The organism is Streptomyces sp. NPDC045998, from assembly GCF_056430285.1.
The window spans coordinates 79703-96499 of record NZ_JBWKLJ010000017.1 but is presented as its reverse complement, the minus strand read 5'-3'; the positions used below and the strand labels follow the sequence as shown (position 1 = coordinate 96499).

The window sequence follows — 16797 nt, the reverse complement described above, 5'->3', positions numbered from 1 at the left end:
GTACTGCAGGGGGGACCCTGTGGGAGAGTAGGACGCCGCCGAACAATTTTTGGGGAAAGCCCCGCACCTTCTGGTGCGGGGCTTTTCTGCGTTCACCGCCTTCTAAGGTGGCTCCATGCGCTATGAACTGGTGATCTTCGACAACGACGGTGTACTCGTCGACAGTGAGTACCTTTCCAACACCATCCTCGCCGGCTACCTGACCGAGCTCGGGCACCCGACCTCGTACGAGGACTCGCTCAGGGACTACATGGGGGCCGCCGTGCACCGGGTGCATGACGTGATCCTGGAGCGGACCGGGCAGCGGCTGCCGGAAGAGTTCGACACGACGTTGCACGCCCGCGTCTTCGCGGCGTTCGAGCGCGAGCTGGAGGCGGTCGCCGGTGTGACGGAGGTGCTGGGGAAGCTCGTGGCGGACGGGGTGCGGTACTGCGTGGCGTCGTCCGGGAGCCACGAGCGGATCCGGGTCGGGCACCGGAAGACGGGGCTGGACCTCTGGTTCCCGGAGGACACCGTCTTCAGCGCGCAGGACGTGGGACAGGGCAAGCCGGCGCCGGACCTCTTCCTGTACGCCGCCGAGCGGATGGGCGTCGCCCCCGAGCGGTGCGTCGTGGTGGAGGACAGCCCCCTCGGCGTGCAGGCGGCGCTCGCGGCCGGGATGGACGTGTACGGGTTCACCGCGATGACCCCCGCGGAGCGGCTGGCGGGGGTCACGGGCTGCTTCGACGACATGAGCCGGCTGCCCGCGCTCCTCGTATGACCTACTGGTGCCAGCGATCTACCCAGCGGTAGGGGGGCGCCCTAGGCTGTGCCGCCATGGCGGACAGGGGATCGACGCCGTTACGGCGCGGGCGCGGCTCGCTCGCGGTCTGCTTCTTCGTGCAGGGAGTGACCTTCGCGCTGCTGGTGACGCGTATCCCCGCCATCCAGGACCGGTACGGGATATCCGACGCCCTGCTCCCGGTCTTCCTGGCGGCCGTCCCCGTCCTCGCCGGGGTGGGGAGCGTGGTCACGGGCACGCTGGTGCGGCGCGCGGCGACGCCGGCCGTCGTGCTCCGGTGGGTGCAGCCGGTGGTGCTGTCGGCGCTCGTCGCCGTCGGGGCCGGGGACCGGATGTGGCACGTCGCCGTCGCGCTCGGGGTGTTCGGGCTGGCGGTCGGCGCGTTGGACGCCTCCATGAACATGCTGGGCGTCGGCCTCCAGCGCGCGTACGGCCGCAGCATCATGCTCGGCTTCCACGCGGCGTACAGCCTCGGCGGGATCGTGGGCGCCTCGCTCGCGTGGGACTCGGTGCGCCGGGGGCTGGAGCTGGGGTCGGCGTACGGGTCCGTGGTGGCCGTGCTGCTGCCCGCGGCGCTGATGGCGAGCCGGTGGTACATGGGCGGGGAGCGGCAGGCCGACAGCGGCGCGACAGGCCGGCCGACGGGGCTCCTGGTGCCGCTGTGCCTCGTGATGACGTTCGCGTACATCGGGGACGCCACGGTGGCGAACTGGAGCGCCACGTACCTGACGGACGTGCTGGGCGGTTCGGAGGCGCTGGCGACCGTCCCGTACAACGCCTACATGGTGACGACGCTGCTCGGGCGGGCGGTCGGGGACCTCGGGGTGCGGCGGTTCGGGGCCGTGGGCGTGGTGCGGGGCGGGGTGCTGCTCGCGGCGGCCGGCTTCGGGATGGTGGCCGGGGCGCCCGGTGCGTGGGCCGGGGTGGCCGGGTTCACGGTGCTGGGGCTGGGCCTGAGCGTGGTGGTGCCGCAGACGTTCGCGGCCGCGCGGGGGGACGCGGAGGTGGCGCGGCTCAACGTCTTCAACTACGTCGGGTTCCTGGTCGGTTCGCCGCTGGTCGGGGCACTCGGCGAGGCCTGGACGTACCGCGGGGCGATGCTGGTGCCGATGGTGTTGGTGCTGGTGACGCTCCGGTATGCCCGGTCGTTCGGCGTTGAACGGGACCGATACGGTGGCGGGCATGAGCGGCCGCGCACTGTTGATGTGGGATGACGCAGTAACCCGTTACGACTTCGGGCCGAGCCACCCGATGGACCCGGTGCGGCTCGCGCTGACCATGGGTCTGGTGCGGGCGTACGGCCTGGACCGTGCGGTGGACGTGGTGGCGGCCAAGCCGGCCGGGGACTCCACGCTGCGGCTTGTGCACCGCGAGGACTACGTGGCGGCCGTACGGGCGGCGTCGGCGGACCCGAAGGCGGCGGACCAGGCGTACGGGCTCGGCACCATGGACGATCCGGCGTTCGCGGGGATGCACGAGGCGTCGGCGCTCATCGCCGGCCAGTCGGTGGGCGCGGCGGAGGCGGTGTGGCGGGGCGAGGCCGCGCACGCGGTGAACTTCGCGGGCGGCCTGCACCACGCGATGCCGGGCTCCGCGGCGGGTTTCTGCATCTACAACGACGCGTCGCTCGCCATCGCCCGGCTGCTGGAGCTGGGGGCGGAGCGGGTCGCGTACGTGGATGTGGACGTGCACCACGGGGACGGCGTACAGGCCGCCTTCCGGGACGACCCGCGGGTGCTGACCATCTCGCTGCACGAGCACCCGCGGACGCTGTTCCCGGGGACCGGATGGCCTGAGGAGACCGGTGGGACCGGCGAGGCGGAGGGGACCGCGGTGAACGTGGCGCTGCCGGCCGGGACCGGGGACGCGGGGTGGCTGCGGGCGTTCCACGCGGTGGTGCCCGAGCTGCTGGCGGACTTCCGGCCGCAGGTGCTGGTGACGCAGCACGGGGCCGATACGCACTTCGAGGACCCGCTGGCGCACCTGGCGGTGTCGCTGGACGCGCAGCGGGCGGTGCAGGCCGCCTGCCACGACCTGGCGCACGCGTACGCCGAGGGGCGGTGGGTCGCGCTCGGCGGAGGCGGTTACGCGGTGGTGGACGTGGTGCCGCGGTCGTGGACGCACCTGGTGGGCATCGCGGCGGGGGCGCCGGTGGAGCCGGAGTCGGTCATCCCCTCGTCGTGGCGGGACGAGGTGTACGCGCGGACGCGGCAGTTGGCGCCGGGCCGGATGACGGACGGCCGGTGGCCGGTGGAGTGGCGCTCCTGGGACGAGGGGTACGACCCGGCGGACCGGCTGGACCAGGCGGTGCTGGCGACGCGGCGCGCGGTGTTCCCGCTGCGGGGGCTGCTGGCGTAGAAGCGCCTCGGCGTGGCGGGGTTACGCCAACGGTGGGAGCCCGGATGCGTTTCGGCGCTCGGGCGGCCGGGGTGCGGCAGCATCGGGAGGGTGCTGAGTGTGGAGGCGCTCCGGGCGCATCTGGTGGCTTCGGGGCTGGCCGGGACGGTGGCCACCGCGCGGGAGCGGAGTCTGCGCAACTACCGGCTGTTCGCGGCCCGGGATCCGCGCGTCACGCTGGGGCTCGACCCCGACGGCGGGTGGAGCGAGCGCGAGGTGCTGCGGCTCATGGCGGACAGGTGCGGGGTCTCCGCGGATCCCGCTCACCGGTCCGGGCTCGACGTCATCGATCCGGAGCGGACGCTGAGCGCGCTGGACGCGTTCGCGGCGCGGATCGCGGAGGTGGCCTCCCGGCGGGGTGCGGTGCTGTTCGGGACCGGGCACCCGCACCGTCTGCTCGGGTTCTACGCCGGGTTGGCAGACGCTTTGTCGGCGGTGGGATGCACCGTTCTCACACCCGCGCAGGGGAGATGTGTCGACATAACGACCCGGTTTGGCGTACGTACGTACACCGTGGACTACGTACGGGGAGTCGCGCTGGTGCGGGAACCCGGGGCCGAAGGCGCCGGTTGTGAGACCGGCGCACACACGCACTCCCCCCTCCCGGTCAGGGCCGCTCTGGAGGCCGCGGCGGAGGGCGGAAGGGGGCTGCCGGACCTGGTCGTCGGGGACCACGGATGGGTCTGCGGAGCAGGTCAGCTGGGGTTCGAGGCCATCGGTCTGGCCGATGCGGACGACCCCGCGCTGTTCGTCGGAGAAGCGGAGGGACGGGTGTCCGTGGCCGTTCCGCTCGATGACGGTGTGCGGTCCGCTTACTACCGGCCGCTTACTCGCTATGTACTCAATCGGGCGTGTCTGTCACAGTAGGGGGCCGATGGCAGCTCCTCTTCCCCACTCGCATCACCCGCCCCTACTCTGGGGAGTGAGCGCACAACGACGAAGAGTCACCGGAGGGGAAGCCGGTGGGCGTCGTGTGCGGAAGGTACAGGTGGGTCATGGCTGCTGCTGGCGAAAGGCCTCTCAACGAGGTCAAGTTCCTGACCGTGGCGGAAGTCGCCGCGGTGATGCGAGTGTCGAAGATGACCGTGTACCGCTTGGTGCACAGCGGTCATCTGCCGGCCATCCGGGTGGGCAGGTCTTTCCGGGTGCCGGAGCAAGCGGTTCACGAGTACCTGCGAGAGTCTTTCGTGGGGGTGGAAACCGCGTAGCGGGGCGCGAAGGGCACTCCACGAGCCCTCGGATTACAAGCTCGTCGCTCGGCCGGGTAGGCTAGGCCGACGTAGGTCGTGTGGGCCCAGACGCCCCGCACCGAGATCCCCGCTGGCGCGGGGGTGTTCCGAGAAGTGAGCGAGGGTAGTCGTGGGCTCTGTTATCAAGAAGCGGCGTAAGCGGATGGCCAAGAAGAAGCACCGCAAGCTGCTCAAGCGCACCCGCGTTCAGCGTCGCAACAAGAAGTAAGCGACGGCTGTACGTGCGGCATTCGCGGCCCTCCCACCGGTTCCGGTGGGAGGGCCGCGGTGTTTTCGGCCGTGGGCGGGAGAGTGCGGCGGTCGTCACACCGCGAGGGTGAAACGCTACGGTGGCGCGTAGGCGAACAGGACCGAACGGAAGGCGCTGATCTTGGGGAAGGTCGTGCTCGTCACCGGGGTGGCCCGGAAGCTCGGCGGCCGCTTCGTACGGCGCATCCAGCAGGACCCCGGCGTGGACCGGGTGATCGGTGTCGACGCCGTCGATCCTCCGCACCGGCTGGGCGCGGCGGAGTTCGTCCGCGCCGACATCCGGCAGCCCGGCATCGGGCGCGTACTGGCCGAGCACGCGGTCGACACCGTCGTCCATCTGGACGTCACGGGCCAGCCGCTGGGCAGCGGGGGCCGGACGGCGGTCAAGGAGACCAACGTCATCGGCACGATGCAGCTGCTCGGCGCGTGCCAGAAGTCGCCGACGATCCGCCGGCTGGTGGTGAAGTCCAGCACGAGCGTGTACGGCTCGGCGCCCCGCGACCCGGCGGTCTTCACCGAGACGACGCCGCCGAAGTCGCTCCCGAGCGGAGGCTTCGCCAAGGACGTCGTCGAGGTCGAGGGGTACGTGCGCGGCTTCGCGCGGCGGCGCCCGGACGTGGCGGTGTGCGTGCTGCGCTTCGCGAACATCCTGGGGCCCGGCGCGGACTCGCCGCTCGCCGAGTACTTCTCGCTGCCCGTCCTGCCCACGGTCTTCGGGTACGACCCGAGGCTCCAGTTCGTCCACGAGGAGGATGTCGTCGACGTCCTGCGGATCGCCTCGCACGAGCCGCGGCGGGCCACGCTGAACAGCGGGACGTTCAACATCGCCGGCGACGGCGTACTGACGCTCTCTCAGTGCTCGCGGCGGCTGGGGCGGCCCACCGTGCCGGTACTGCTGCCGGCCGTCAGGTGGGTCGGTACGGCGCTGCGCACGGTGGGTGTGACGGACTTCTCACCGGAGCAGATCAGGCTGCTGACACACGGCAGGGTGGTCAGTACGGTGCAGATGCGCGAGACGCTCGGGTTCGAGCCCGCGTACACCACCGCCCAGGCCTTCGCGGACTTCGCGCGCAGCCGGGGCCCCGGGCTGCTGCCGCCGGAGGCCGTGGCCGGTGCGGTCGACCGGATCGCCGCGTCGCCGCTCCTGAGCGGTGCGAAGCAGAAGCCGGATACGAAGCCGGATACGAAGCCGGATACGAGGCCGGATACGAAGACGAAGACGACGACAAGCGCCGAAGCCGATTAAGGAGCGCGAGCAACGATGGCGGACGCCAAGGTCATTCCCTTCGACGACGACCGTTCGCGCGCGGGTGCGGCCCCCCGGCCGGCGCGTCGGCGTCCGCTGCTGGGCGGTGGTGCCCGACGGAGGGGCGAGCCGGCCCCGGTGAGCCCGCTGCCGGGGTCGTACGGGCCCGAGGAGGCCGAGGAGGCCGAGGAGGCCGGGGACGACGCTCCGGCTCCGGGGGGCTCGGCGGCCGGTGGCGACTGGGAGCGGCGGCTCGCGGGCGGGCTGGCCTTCCTGCGGCGGCGCATCACCGGTGAGTACGAGGTCGACGAGTTCGGTTTCGACGAGGAGCTGACGGACCAGGTCCTGATGTCGCTTCTCCGGCCGCTGTACGAGAAGTACTTCCGCGTCGAGGTGAAGGGCGTGGAGAACATCCCGGCCGAGGGCGGAGCCCTGGTGGTGGCGAACCACTCGGGAGTACTTCCGCTGGACGGCCTGATGATGCAGGTCGCCGTCCACGACCACCACCCGGCCGGGCGCCATCTGCGGCTGCTCGCCGCCGATCTGGTGTTCGTGCTGCCGGTCGTGAACGAGCTGGCCCGGAAGGCCGGGCACACGCTGGCGTGCGCGGAGGACGCCGAGCGCTTGCTGCGGCGCGGCGAGGTCGTCGGGGTGATGCCGGAGGGCTTCAAGGGCATCGGGAAGCCCTTCGGTGAGCGGTACAAGCTGCAGCGGTTCGGGCGGGGCGGCTTCGTGTCGACGGCACTGCGGGCCGGGGTGCCGATCGTGCCGTGCTCGATCGTGGGCGCGGAGGAGATCTACCCGATGATCGGCAACGCGAAGACGCTCGCGCGGCTGCTCGGCTTCCCGTACTTCCCGCTCACGCCGACGTTCCCCTGGCTGGGGCCCCTGGGCGCGCTGCCCCTGCCGACGAAGTGGACGATCCAGTTCGGCGAGCCGATCCCGACCGACGGCTATCCGCCGGAGGCGGCGGAGGACCCGATGCTGATGTTCAACCTGACGGACCAGGTCCGGGAGCAGATCCAGCACACGCTGTACAAGCTGCTGGTGCAGCGGCGGTCGGTGTTCTTCTAGCGCGTACGCGCGTACGTACGAGAGTGGGGCGCCCTCGTGTCCGAGAGGCGCCCCACCTTCGTCCTATCGCATGTCCTACCGCGCGTCCTGCTCGTCGATGCCGAGGCCCGGGAGGATGCCGGGGAGCAGCGGGGGGATGGTGACGTCGGGAGCCGGTGCGGATGGCTCCTGGCTCGCGTCGGGCGGCGGTGTCGTCGGGTCGGGCTCCAGGAGCCCGCCCGTGTTGCCGCCGAGCAGGCCGTCGTCCTGCGCGGAGCCCGAGCCGGAGCCGGACGGGCCCGGCTTGCCGGGGCCGCCCGAGGGGCGGGATTCCGGCGCGGACGGGGACTCGTGCGACGGGCTGCCGGGGCGGCTCGAGTCCTGGGGGCCGCTGTGGGTGCCGGAGGGAGCGCGGCCGTCCTTCTCCTCCGGGACGCGCGGCAGCTTGGACTGCAGCGGGCCGACCTCTTCGTCTATGGCGGCGAAGACGGAACTCACCTGGTCGCGTACGTCGGTGAGCTGGGGAGGGAGCCGGTCGCGCAGGCCGTGCCACGCCTCGCGGTGGTTGCGGGCGAACGAGTCGAGCGTGGCCATCGGCGCGATGGTGCCGTCCCGTTCGTACGCGATGCGCAGCAGGCGGTGGCCCTCGGCGGCGTCGTGCTGCATGCCGTTGAGGGCGCGGCGGATCTCGTTCAGCGACTCGTGGTCCAGGACGCCGGAGCGGCCCCGCTCCATGAGGCGGCGGGCCTCGCTGAGGCGGGTGGACGCCTGGTCCAGGTAGAGCTCGCCGCGGTCGGCCTCGTCGTCGGCGAGGCCGAGCTTGAGGTCCTCCATGCCACGCTTCAGCCCGTACAGCGAATCACCCGGGAGGGCGTCGGAACTGGCAGCGGCGACCCCGCTGAAGGCCCCCGCGGCCACTCCGACCGTGAGGCCGCCGGCGGCGAGCCCCTTCGACCAGCGGGAGCGTGGGCGCAACTTCCGGAGCGCGGTGGCCCGGTGGGCCCCCCGCCCCGACGACGTCCGCTGCTCCGGCACGGTAGGGCCCGCGGACGCACCCCCCTCGGCGACCATCGCCTCCATGGCGGCGACCAGCTGGGCTCGCTGCACGGTTTTGACTTCGGGGTCCAACTCCGGCTTCGGCAGCTTGCCGAGACCGCTCGCCAGGGCCAACAGTCGCCCACGCTCGGTCGGTTCGGCCGACGCGTCGGGCTGCTCGGCCGCCTGATCTTCCAGGGCCTGGGCGAAGGCGTTCGCCCGCCGGTGCGCCGATACGTTCGCGATCACTGGCGGCACCTCCTCTCGTCATCACGGTCGACTCCCCGGAAGGGCGGGAAGGTTGCACACCTTGAGCGCATCCACACGAACGAGTGAGTGGGTGCGGTCAGGGTGTGACCATAGGGAGCCTGCATCCCGCACAACGAGCGTCGCGGCACCTGGGTTACGGACGAAAGATGATCCGACCAGTGCGTGCTCGCGCCCTCACGGAAGGTGTCGTGCGGTCAGCGGGCGTCGTCGGGGAGCAGGCGCGCGAGGGTGCGCACCGCGCGGTACTGGAGGGTCTTGATCGCGCCTTCGTTCTTGCCCATCGCGCGCGCGGTCTCGGCGACCGAGAGGCCCTGGAGGAAGCGCAGGGTGACGCACTCCTGCTGCTGGGGGTTCAGCTTGCGGACGGCCTCCAGGAGCGCGGCGTTGGAGAGGGACTCCAGGACGGAGTCCTCCGGGCTGCGTTCGACCTCGTTGGCGTCGAGCATTTCGCCTGTGGTCACTTCGAGCCTGAATCGGCTCGACTTGAAGTGGTCGGCGACCAGATTGCGAGCGATGGTGACCAGCCAGGCTCCGAAGTCGCGTCCCTGCCAGGTGAAGGTCGAGATGCGGCGCAGGGCGCGGAGGAACGTCTCGCTGGTCAGGTCTTCGGCCGTCGCCTTTCCGCCGACGCGGTAGTAGATGTAGCGGTAGACGGTGTCGCTGTACTGGTCGTACAGGCGGCCGAAGGCCTCGGCCTCGCCCGCCTGGGCGCGCTCGACCAGGTCCATCATGCGGGCGCTGTCGCTGTCGGCGGTGGGCCGGCGCGCGGTGGTCGAGGTGCCCGCTCCGCCCCGGCCACCCCTTCTTCCGACGGCGGGACCGCCGTCGGCGAGGGCATAGCAGGGGCCGGCGGGTGCCGGTACGGCGAAGGCGGGGACGGCGTACGCGGTGGGGACGAAGCCGCGCAGGTGGTCGAGGACCGTTGCGCGGAGCGTAGCCAGGCCCGAGGCGTCAACCCCGACGTGTGGGTACACGGGACTCCCAGAGGCAGAGCTTCCATCACGTGCAGTGCGGAACCGTTCACCCGTCGTAGCGACGTATGAGGGTTCCGTATGCGTCTGAGGAGAATAACGCTTCGTGCAGGGAGCGCTACACCGAGTTGCTCAAATCATCGATTCAGTCGCTTCTGTGACGTCTAGGGGGCTGATCAAGTCGCACTTGGTGACCGTTAATTGATCGGATCGGTTTCGGATGTGGGTGGGGTGGGGGTGTGTTGTGGTCGAGTGCGGGGGTGGGGGACTGGGGTGGGGGCGGCGCGGGTAAGACCCCGGTTTGGCCGCGACTCGCGCGGCCACGGGGGTCGGCGCCCCGGTGCCGCCCCGGGGGCGTTCCCCCACCCCGCCCCTTCCCGAAACCGTGGCTGCGCCCCGGGCCCCTGGCGGGGAGGGCTTATGGGGGCCGATGCCCCCACGCCCCGCCCGGCGAGCGGCAGCTTCGCGCCGCCGGGGCCTGCACCTGGGACGCCCGCTGGGCGGCAGCTGCCGGCGCCGGAGGGTCGCGCCCCGGACGCTCGGCAGGCGGCGGCTCCGGCGGAGGGGGGCGCCTTGGGCGTTCGGTATGCCGCACAGTCGGGTCGGCCGTGCTCCGGACGCTCAGCTGCTGCGAGCCGTCGGTAGGCGGCGGCTCCGCGCCGCCGGGGTGCCCCCCGGGACATCCAGTCCCTGCAAGCCCGTAGGCCCCTCGCCCCCCGGGGAGTCGTGCCTCGGACGCGCTCGGCACGCGGCGGCTCCGCGCCGCCGGGGTGCGCCCCCGGGCGCCCAGCTGTTCCGCGCCGCCGGTAGGCGGCAGCTTCGCGCCGCCGGAGGGGTGCGCCCCAGACGCTCGGCACGGGGCAGCCTCGCGCCGCCCGGCTGCGTCCCTGGACGACCAGGTGCTCCTGGCCGCCGGAGGGGTGCGCTCGGGCGCTCGGCACGCGGCAGCTTGGCGCCGCCGGGCTGCGTCCCTAAACGCCCAAGTGCCTCCGCGCCGCCTCCGTGGGTGCCGTGGGTCAGCGGCGGCGGCGGCTTAGGGCCACCGCGGCGGCGGTGCCGCCGGCGAGGGCGCCGACGCCCGCGGCCGCGGGGATGCCGACCTTCGCGGCCTTGCGGCCCGTGCGGTAGTCGCGCAGGCGCCACTCGCGCTCGCGCGCGTACCTGCGCAGCTTGGTGTCGGGGTTGATCGCGTACGGGTGCCCGACCAGCGAGAGCATCGGGATGTCGTTGTGGCTGTCGCTGTACGCGGCGCAGCGCGAAAGGTCCAGGCCCTCCGCGGCGGCCAGGGCGCGGACCGCCTCGGCCTTGGCGGGGCCGTGGAGGGGCTCGCCGACGAGCTTGCCGGTGTACACGCCGTCGACGGACTCGGCGACCGTGCCGAGCGCGCCGGTCAGGCCGAGGCGCCGGGCGATGATCGTCGCGGTTTCGACGGGGGCGGCCGTGACCAGCCAGACCTTCTGGCCGGCGTCGAGGTGCGCCTGGGCGAGGGCGCGGGTGCCGGGCCAGATGCGGTCGGCCATGTACTCGTCGTAGATCTCCTCGCCGATGGTCATCAGCTCGGAGACGCGGTGGCCCTTGACGATGGACAGGGCGCTCTCCCGGGCGTCCTGCATGTGCTCGGGGTCCTCGACCCCGGCGAGCCGGAACCAGGCCTGCTGCCAGGCGAACCGGGCCAGCTCGCGGCGCTGGAAGAACTTCCGCTTGTACAGGCCCCGGCCGAAGTGGAAGAGGGCGGCGCCCTGCATCACGGTGTTGTCGAGGTCGAAGAAGGCCGCCGCGCGCTCGTCCCCGTGGACGGGGAACTCCTGTGAGGTCTTACGGGCGGCCTCGGCCGACGCTTCGCCTGCCAGCACACTGCGCGCGGTGGCGGAGCGCCTGCGAGGGGTGAGCCATCCCAGTGCGGCCATGCCGTGAGCATAGCCACTGTGTTCGGTCCTTCCCGCCTCGTGGGGGCCGCCACAGCGTGAACGGAAGGAGAATGGGGGGCATGTTCGGGCGACGTACGAAGAAGGCCGGCGGTCCGCGGACGGTGACGCTGATCGGGAAGCCCGGGTGTCATCTGTGCGATGACGCGCGGGCGGTGATCGAGCGGGTCTGCGCCGAGACGGGCGCCGTGTGGGAGGAGAAGGACATCCTCCAGGACGAGGAGCTCCACCGCGCCTACTGGGAGCAGATCCCGGTGGTGCTGGTGGACGGTGAGCAGCACACCTTCTGGAAGGTGGACGCGGCGCGGCTGCGGCGCGAGCTCGGAGGCTGAGGCACGGCGGGTGACCGGAAAGGGCGGTTACCATCGTGTGCGTTTTGTTGGGTTTCGGGGGCGGAGCCGTGAGGAGTGTGAACCGTCTTGCCCCCTTCGTGTTCCCAACGGGCTGAGCGCGCCCTCGGTTCCGGGGCGGCGCGATCGGATCGCGTGACCCCGGTCACTTTGGCCGGACAAAAGGGACACCATCTTTGTGCACGCGTTCACAAAGACATAGCCTGCTGTCGACGGGGCGGCCTCGGTACGCATGGCCGCCTGCAGCCCCGCTCATCCCGCAGGAGCACCGTGGCAACTGGCCGAACACACCGACCGGCGACCCGTAGCCGAGGAATCCCCGAGGCCACCGTCGCCAGGCTTCCGCTGTATCTGCGGGCGCTCACCGCACTGTCGGAGCGCTCCGTACCGACGGTCTCCTCCGAGGAGCTCGCGGCGGCGGCGGGGGTCAATTCCGCGAAGCTGCGCAAGGACTTCTCCTACCTCGGTTCGTACGGGACGCGCGGTGTCGGGTACGACGTCGAGTACCTCGTCTACCAGATCTCCCGCGAGCTCGGGCTCACCCAGGACTGGCCGATCGTCATGGTCGGCATCGGTAACCTCGGCGCCGCCCTCGCCAACTACGGCGGCTTCGCCTCCCGTGGCTTCCGCGTCGCCGCGCTGATCGACGCCGACCCGGCCATGGTCGGCAAGCCGGTCGCGGGCATCGCGGTGCAGCACATCGACGACCTGGAGAAGATCGTCGACGAGAACGGCGTGTCGATCGGTGTCATCGCCACGCCCGCGGGCGCGGCCCAGCAGGTCTGCGACCGGCTCGTCGCGGCCGGGGTGACCTCCATCCTGAACTTCGCGCCGACCGTGCTGTCGGTGCCCGACGGCGTGGACGTGCGCAAGGTGGACCTCTCCATCGAGCTGCAGATCCTCGCCTTCCACGAGCAGCGCAAGGCCGGCGAGGAGCCGGGCGCGCCGGTGCCCCCCGTGGTGCGCGGCGCCGCCGCCACCGCCCCGGTCGACGGACGCAAGGGACCTGACGGGGACATGCCCGCCGTGATGCCGGCATGAGCCTCCTCGTCGTCGGACTCAGCCACCGCAGCGCGCCCGTCAGCGTGCTGGAGCGGGCCGCCCTGGCCCCCGACACGCAGAGCAAGCTGCTCCAGGACGCCCTCGCCGCCGAGCCGGCCGTCGAGGCCGCCATCCTGGCCACCTGCAACCGCATCGAGCTCTACGCCGACGTGGACAAGTTCCACGCGGGCGTCGCCGAGCTGTCCACACTGCTCGCCCAGCACAGCGGGGTGGGGCTGGAGGAGCTCACCCCGTACCTGTACGTGCACTACGAGGACCGGGCCGTCCACCACCTCTTCTCGGTGGCGTGCGGGCTGGACTCCATGGTCGTCGGCGAGGGGCAGATCCTCGGCCAGATCAAGGACGCCCTCGCGCGCGGCCAGGAGCTGCACACCGCCGGGCGGCTGCTGAACGACCTGTTCCAGCAGGCGCTGCGGGTCGGCAAGCGGGCGCACAGCGAGACCGGTATCGACCGGGCGGGGCAGTCGCTCGTCACCTTCGGCCTCGAGCAGCTGGCGGCCGGCACCCCGGTGGACACCTGGGCCAAGGGCAAGCGGGCGCTGGTCATCGGCGCCGGTTCGATGTCCTCGCTCGCCGCCGCCACGCTCGCGCGCTCCGGCGTCGACGAGGTGGTCGTCGCCAACCGGACGACGGAGCGCGCCGAGCGCCTCGTACAGATCCTCACCGAGCCCGGGGGCACGGGCGTGGCCGCGCGCGCCGTGGCCATGGCCTCCGTGAGCGACGAACTGACACGTGCCGACGTCGTCGTGTCCTGCACCGGCGCCACCGGCCTCGTGCTGACCGGGGCGGCCGTCGAGGCCGCCGTGGCCGGGCGTACGGGTGCGCCGCTCGCGCTGCTCGACCTCGCCATGCCGCGTGACATCGACGCCGCCGTGCACCGGCTCATGGGTGTCCGGCTCGTCGACATCGAGTCGCTCGCCGAGGCGTCGGCGGACGCGCCGATGGCCGCCGACGTGGACCAGGTGCGGGGCATCGTCGCCGACGAGGTCGCCGCCTTCGGCGCCGCTCAGCGGGCCGCGCACATCACCCCGACCGTCGTCGCCCTGCGCACCATGGCCGCCGACGTGGTGGCCGGGGAGATGGCCCGGCTGGAGGGGCGGCTGCCCGGTCTCGACGAGAAGCAGCGCGCCGAGATCACCCAGACCGTGCGCCGCGTGGTGGACAAGCTGCTCCACGCGCCGACCGTGCGGGTCAAGCAGCTCGCCAGCGAGCCCGGCGGCGCCGGCTACGCGGACGCGCTGCGCACACTCTTCGACCTCGACCCGGAGGCGGTCGCCTCCGTCAGCCGGGCCGACGTGAACGACGCCGATCTCAAGAACCGAGGGCGAGTATGACCGAGAGGGCCCAGAGGGCACTGAGGCTGGGGACCAGGCGCAGCAAGCTCGCCATGGCCCAGTCCGGGCAGGTCGCGGAGGCGGTGCGGCAGCTGACCGGGCGTCCCGTGGAGCTCGTGGAGATCACCACGTACGGCGACGTCTCCCGCGAGAACCTGGCGCAGATCGGCGGGACGGGCGTCTTCGTCACGGCGCTGCGCGAGGCGCTGCTCGCCGGGGACGTGGACTTCGCCGTGCACTCGCTGAAGGACCTGCCGACCGCGCAGCCGGACGACCTGGTGCTCGCCGCGATCCCGCTCCGCGAGGACCCGCGCGACGTGCTGGTCGCCCGGGACGGGCTGCGGTTCGAGCAGCTGCCGGCCGGGGCCCGCGTGGGCACCGGTTCGCCGCGGCGCATGGCGCAGCTCAACGCGTACGCGCGCGCCCACGGCATGGAGATCGAGTGTGTCGCCATTCGGGGGAACATCGACACGCGCGTCGGCTACGTGCGGAGCGGTGAGCTGGACGCGGTGGTTCTCGCCGCGGCCGGGCTGAACCGCATCGGGCGTATCGACGAGGTGACCGACTTCCTGTCGGTCGACACCGTTCTGCCCGCTCCCGGTCAGGGGGCGCTGGCGATCGAGTGCACGGCGGCAAACACCGACCTCGCCGCCGCGCTCGCCGGGCTCGACGACCCGCACACGCGGGCCGCCGTGACCGCCGAGCGGTCCCTGCTCGCCGCCCTGGAGGCCGGCTGCTCCGCACCCGTGGGTGCGCTGGCCGACCTGCTGGCCGATGGGCAGGTTGTTCATGAGATGCGCCTGCGGGGCGTCGTCGGCACGACCGACGGCTCCACGCTGGTGCAGTTGTCCACCACCGGTCCCGTACCCACGTCGCACGGCGACGCCGTCGCGCTCGGTCGCGAACTCGCGTCCGAGATGCTCGCCAAGGGTGCGGCTGGTCTTATGGGGGAGCGAGCACTTTGAGCCCCACCACTGCATCCAAGGTTTCTTCGGCGTTCTCCGCGTGCGGGCACGTCACCTTCCTGGGCGCCGGACCCGGGGATCCGGGGCTGCTGACACTGCGCGCCGTCGAGGCGCTGGCGGGTGCTGACGTACTCATCGCGGAGCCGGATGTGCTCGATGTCGTACGCGGCCATGCCCGGGCGGGCGTGAGCACGCCGGAGCTGGCGGTTGTTGACGATGCGTCAATGCCCGCCGGGGTCCCCGTGTTGAGGGATGCGACCAATCTTGTCATGGAGGCCGCGCGGGGCGGCAAGCGGGTCGTCCGTGCGGTGAGCGGCGACCCCGGGCTCGACGGCAACGCGGGCGCGGAGATGCTCGCGTGCGCCGCCGAGGGCATCCCCTTCGAGGTGGTGCCGGGCGTCGCCACGGCGGTGGGTGTGCCGGCGTACGCCGGTGTGCCGCTGCGCGACGCCGAGGGCGCCGACGTGCGCTTCGTCGACGCCCGGACCGCGGGCGACCGGTGCTGGACGGAGGTGGGCGCCAGCGACGGGACGGTGGTCGTGTCGACGACGCTCGACTCCGTGGCGGCCGCCGCCGGTGAGCTGGTGTCGGCGGGCCGTAAGCCCGACACCCCGCTGACCGTCACCATCGCCGGTACGACGACGCGGCAGCGGACGTGGACGGCGACGCTGGGCTCGATCGCGCAGGTGCTCAAGCAGGCGAAGGTGCTGCCGTCGCCGGACGGGGGCCAGCCGGTCATAGCCGTGGTCGGTGAGCGCAGCGCCGCCGCCCAGCGCGACCAGCTCGCGTGGTTCGAGTCGAAGCCGCTGTTCGGCTGGAAGGTCCTCGTACCGCGTACGAAGGAGCAGGCGGCGTCGCTCTCCGACCAGCTGCGGTCCTACGGCGCGGTGCCGAGCGAGGTGCCGACCATCGCCGTCGAGCCGCCGCGCACGCCGCAGCAGATGGAGCGCGCGGTCAAGGGCCTGGTCACCGGCCGCTACGAGTGGATCGCCTTCACCTCGGTCAACGCCGTCAAGGCGGTGCGCGAGAAGTTCGAGGAGTACGGGCTCGACGCCCGCGCCTTCGCCGGGATCAAGGTCGCGGCGGTGGGCGAGCAGACCGCGAAGGCGCTGGTCGAGTTCGGTGTGAAGCCGGACCTCGTGCCGAGCGGCGAGCAGTCCGCGGCCGGGCTGCTGGAGGACTGGCCGCCGTACGACCCGGTCTTCGACCCGATCGACCGCGTCTTCCTGCCGCGCGCCGACATCGCCACCGAGACGCTGGTGGCCGGGCTGATCGAGCTCGGGTGGGAGGTCGACGACGTGACCGCGTACCGGACGGTGCGCGCGTCGCCGCCGCCGGCCGAGACGCGCGAGGCGATCAAGGGCGGTGGCTTCGACGCGGTGCTGTTCACGTCGTCGTCGACCGTGCGGAACCTGGTCGGCATCGCGGGCAAGCCGCACAACGTGACGGTGATCGCCTGCATCGGCCCGGCGACCGCGAAGACCGCGGAGGAGCACGGGCTGCGCGTGGACGTCCTGGCGCCGGAGCCGTCGGTGCACAAGCTGGCGGAGGCGCTGGCGGAGTTCGGCATACGGCGCCGTCAGGCGGCGCTGGAGGCCGGCGACCCGGTCACGCGCCCGAGCGAGCGGCGGCCGGGCGCACGGCGGCGCCGTACGACCTGACGGTCCCTGCGCGTACCAGCGGTCCCTGCGCGTACTAGCGGCCCCTGTGTGTACGGCCACGGCCGGGTGCGTCCCCGAGGGGGGCGGGCCCGGCCGTCGGCGTTGGCGGGCGTACGCGTGGTCCGTACGCGACGCCTGGGCCTGCGGCGGCGGTACGGGCGGGAGGCCCGGTGGGGCGGGGCCGGCCGTCCGGCGTGGGGCATCGGGGCGGGGGCTGCCCGGGTGGGGGCGCGTGCGACCGGCGGGCT

General features: G+C 72.4%; 16 protein-coding genes. 13 read left to right on the top strand and 3 right to left on the bottom strand.

The genetic code is table 11. The annotated features are described in order from the left end of the window. The first annotated feature begins 115 nt into the window (after positions 1-115). From AC07FJ_RS33250 to AC07FJ_RS33215, 8 genes are all read left to right on the top strand, one after another. A complete protein-coding gene (locus AC07FJ_RS33250) occupies positions 116-760 on the top strand; it encodes an HAD family hydrolase (RefSeq protein ID WP_479052898.1) in 645 nt (214 codons plus the stop codon). A 56-nt stretch (positions 761-816) separates the two neighbouring features. After that, positions 817-1995, top strand: coding sequence for an MFS transporter (locus tag AC07FJ_RS33245; protein WP_479052897.1), 1179 nt, complete (start codon positions 817-819; stop codon positions 1993-1995). Beyond that, positions 1964-3139: an acetoin utilization protein AcuC gene (locus tag AC07FJ_RS33240; protein ID WP_479052896.1), complete on the top strand. Its 1176-nt coding sequence runs from the start codon at positions 1964-1966 to the stop codon at positions 3137-3139. The genes AC07FJ_RS33245 and AC07FJ_RS33240 overlap by 32 nt, the downstream gene beginning before the upstream one ends. A 90-nt stretch (positions 3140-3229) precedes the next feature. After that, positions 3230-4045, top strand: a complete 816-nt coding sequence (locus AC07FJ_RS33235; RefSeq protein WP_479052895.1) for a phosphatase — start codon at positions 3230-3232, stop codon at positions 4043-4045. A gap of 128 nt (positions 4046-4173) precedes the next feature. Then, on the top strand, positions 4174-4386 hold the full coding sequence (locus tag AC07FJ_RS33230) for a helix-turn-helix domain-containing protein (protein WP_160159783.1): 213 nt from the start codon (positions 4174-4176) through the stop codon (positions 4384-4386). A gap of 151 nt (positions 4387-4537) precedes the next feature. Beyond that, positions 4538-4636 (top strand): 30S ribosomal protein bS22, encoded by a 99-nt coding sequence (locus AC07FJ_RS33225; protein WP_003948845.1) that lies wholly within the window; start codon positions 4538-4540, stop codon positions 4634-4636. A gap of 162 nt (positions 4637-4798) precedes the next feature. Next, positions 4799-5923 (top strand): NAD-dependent epimerase/dehydratase family protein, encoded by a 1125-nt coding sequence (locus AC07FJ_RS33220; protein ID WP_479052894.1) that lies wholly within the window; start codon positions 4799-4801, stop codon positions 5921-5923. A gap of 15 nt (positions 5924-5938) precedes the next feature. Continuing rightward, positions 5939-6997 carry a lysophospholipid acyltransferase family protein gene (locus AC07FJ_RS33215; protein ID WP_479052893.1) on the top strand — a complete coding sequence of 353 codons (1059 nt, stop codon included), beginning with the start codon at positions 5939-5941 and terminating at the stop codon, positions 6995-6997. A gap of 75 nt (positions 6998-7072) precedes the next feature. Here the strand turns inward: AC07FJ_RS33215 and AC07FJ_RS33210 are convergent, their stop codons facing one another. The 3 genes from AC07FJ_RS33210 to AC07FJ_RS33200 form a co-directional block, all read right to left on the bottom strand. Further along, positions 7073-8260: a DUF5667 domain-containing protein gene (locus AC07FJ_RS33210; RefSeq protein WP_479052892.1), complete on the bottom strand. Its 1188-nt coding sequence runs from the start codon at positions 8258-8260 to the stop codon at positions 7073-7075. A 215-nt stretch (positions 8261-8475) separates the two neighbouring features. After that, positions 8476-9255 carry an ECF subfamily RNA polymerase sigma factor, BldN family gene (locus tag AC07FJ_RS33205; protein ID WP_361428183.1) on the bottom strand — a complete coding sequence of 260 codons (780 nt, stop codon included), beginning with the start codon at positions 9253-9255 and terminating at the stop codon, positions 8476-8478. A gap of 1013 nt (positions 9256-10268) precedes the next feature. Next, entirely contained in the window at positions 10269-11159 is an 891-nt protein-coding gene (locus AC07FJ_RS33200) for an HAD family hydrolase (protein WP_479052891.1), read from the bottom strand. Positions 11160-11230: 71 nt separating this feature from the next. Here AC07FJ_RS33200 and AC07FJ_RS33195 point away from each other — a divergent pair, with 71 nt between their 5' ends. The 5 genes from AC07FJ_RS33195 (at position 11231) to AC07FJ_RS33175 (ending at position 16549) form a co-directional block, all read left to right on the top strand. Further along, positions 11231-11509, top strand: a complete 279-nt coding sequence (locus AC07FJ_RS33195) for a glutaredoxin family protein (RefSeq protein WP_361428187.1) — start codon at positions 11231-11233, stop codon at positions 11507-11509. A 288-nt stretch (positions 11510-11797) separates the two neighbouring features. Continuing rightward, complete coding sequence (locus tag AC07FJ_RS33190; protein ID WP_479052890.1) at positions 11798-12568, top strand: redox-sensing transcriptional repressor Rex; 771 nt, start codon at positions 11798-11800, stop codon at positions 12566-12568. Then, positions 12565-13923: a glutamyl-tRNA reductase gene (locus AC07FJ_RS33185; RefSeq protein WP_479052889.1), complete on the top strand. Its 1359-nt coding sequence runs from the start codon at positions 12565-12567 to the stop codon at positions 13921-13923. The genes AC07FJ_RS33190 and AC07FJ_RS33185 overlap by 4 nt, the downstream gene beginning before the upstream one ends. After that, a complete protein-coding gene (hemC, locus tag AC07FJ_RS33180) occupies positions 13920-14888 on the top strand; it encodes a hydroxymethylbilane synthase (protein WP_479052888.1) in 969 nt (322 codons plus the stop codon). The genes AC07FJ_RS33185 and hemC overlap by 4 nt, the downstream gene beginning before the upstream one ends. After that, entirely contained in the window at positions 14885-16549 is a 1665-nt protein-coding gene (locus AC07FJ_RS33175; RefSeq protein WP_479052887.1) for a bifunctional uroporphyrinogen-III C-methyltransferase/uroporphyrinogen-III synthase, read from the top strand. The genes hemC and AC07FJ_RS33175 overlap by 4 nt, the downstream gene beginning before the upstream one ends. Positions 16550-16797: the final 248 nt, after the last annotated feature.

Coding starts and splice junctions, on each gene's coding strand:
- AC07FJ_RS33230 (WP_160159783.1), top strand. CDS start 4,174: ATGGCTGCTGCTGGCGAAAGGCCTCTCAACGAGGTCAAGTTCCTGACC.
- hemC (WP_479052888.1), top strand. CDS start 13,920: ATGACCGAGAGGGCCCAGAGGGCACTGAGGCTGGGGACCAGGCGCAGC.
- AC07FJ_RS33200 (WP_479052891.1), bottom strand. CDS start 11,159: ATGGCCGCACTGGGATGGCTCACCCCTCGCAGGCGCTCCGCCACCGCG.
- AC07FJ_RS33185 (WP_479052889.1), top strand. CDS start 12,565: ATGAGCCTCCTCGTCGTCGGACTCAGCCACCGCAGCGCGCCCGTCAGC.
- AC07FJ_RS33195 (WP_361428187.1), top strand. CDS start 11,231: ATGGGGGGCATGTTCGGGCGACGTACGAAGAAGGCCGGCGGTCCGCGG.
- AC07FJ_RS33240 (WP_479052896.1), top strand. CDS start 1,964: ATGAGCGGCCGCGCACTGTTGATGTGGGATGACGCAGTAACCCGTTAC.
- AC07FJ_RS33215 (WP_479052893.1), top strand. CDS start 5,939: ATGGCGGACGCCAAGGTCATTCCCTTCGACGACGACCGTTCGCGCGCG.
- AC07FJ_RS33250 (WP_479052898.1), top strand. CDS start 116: ATGCGCTATGAACTGGTGATCTTCGACAACGACGGTGTACTCGTCGAC.
- AC07FJ_RS33245 (WP_479052897.1), top strand. CDS start 817: ATGGCGGACAGGGGATCGACGCCGTTACGGCGCGGGCGCGGCTCGCTC.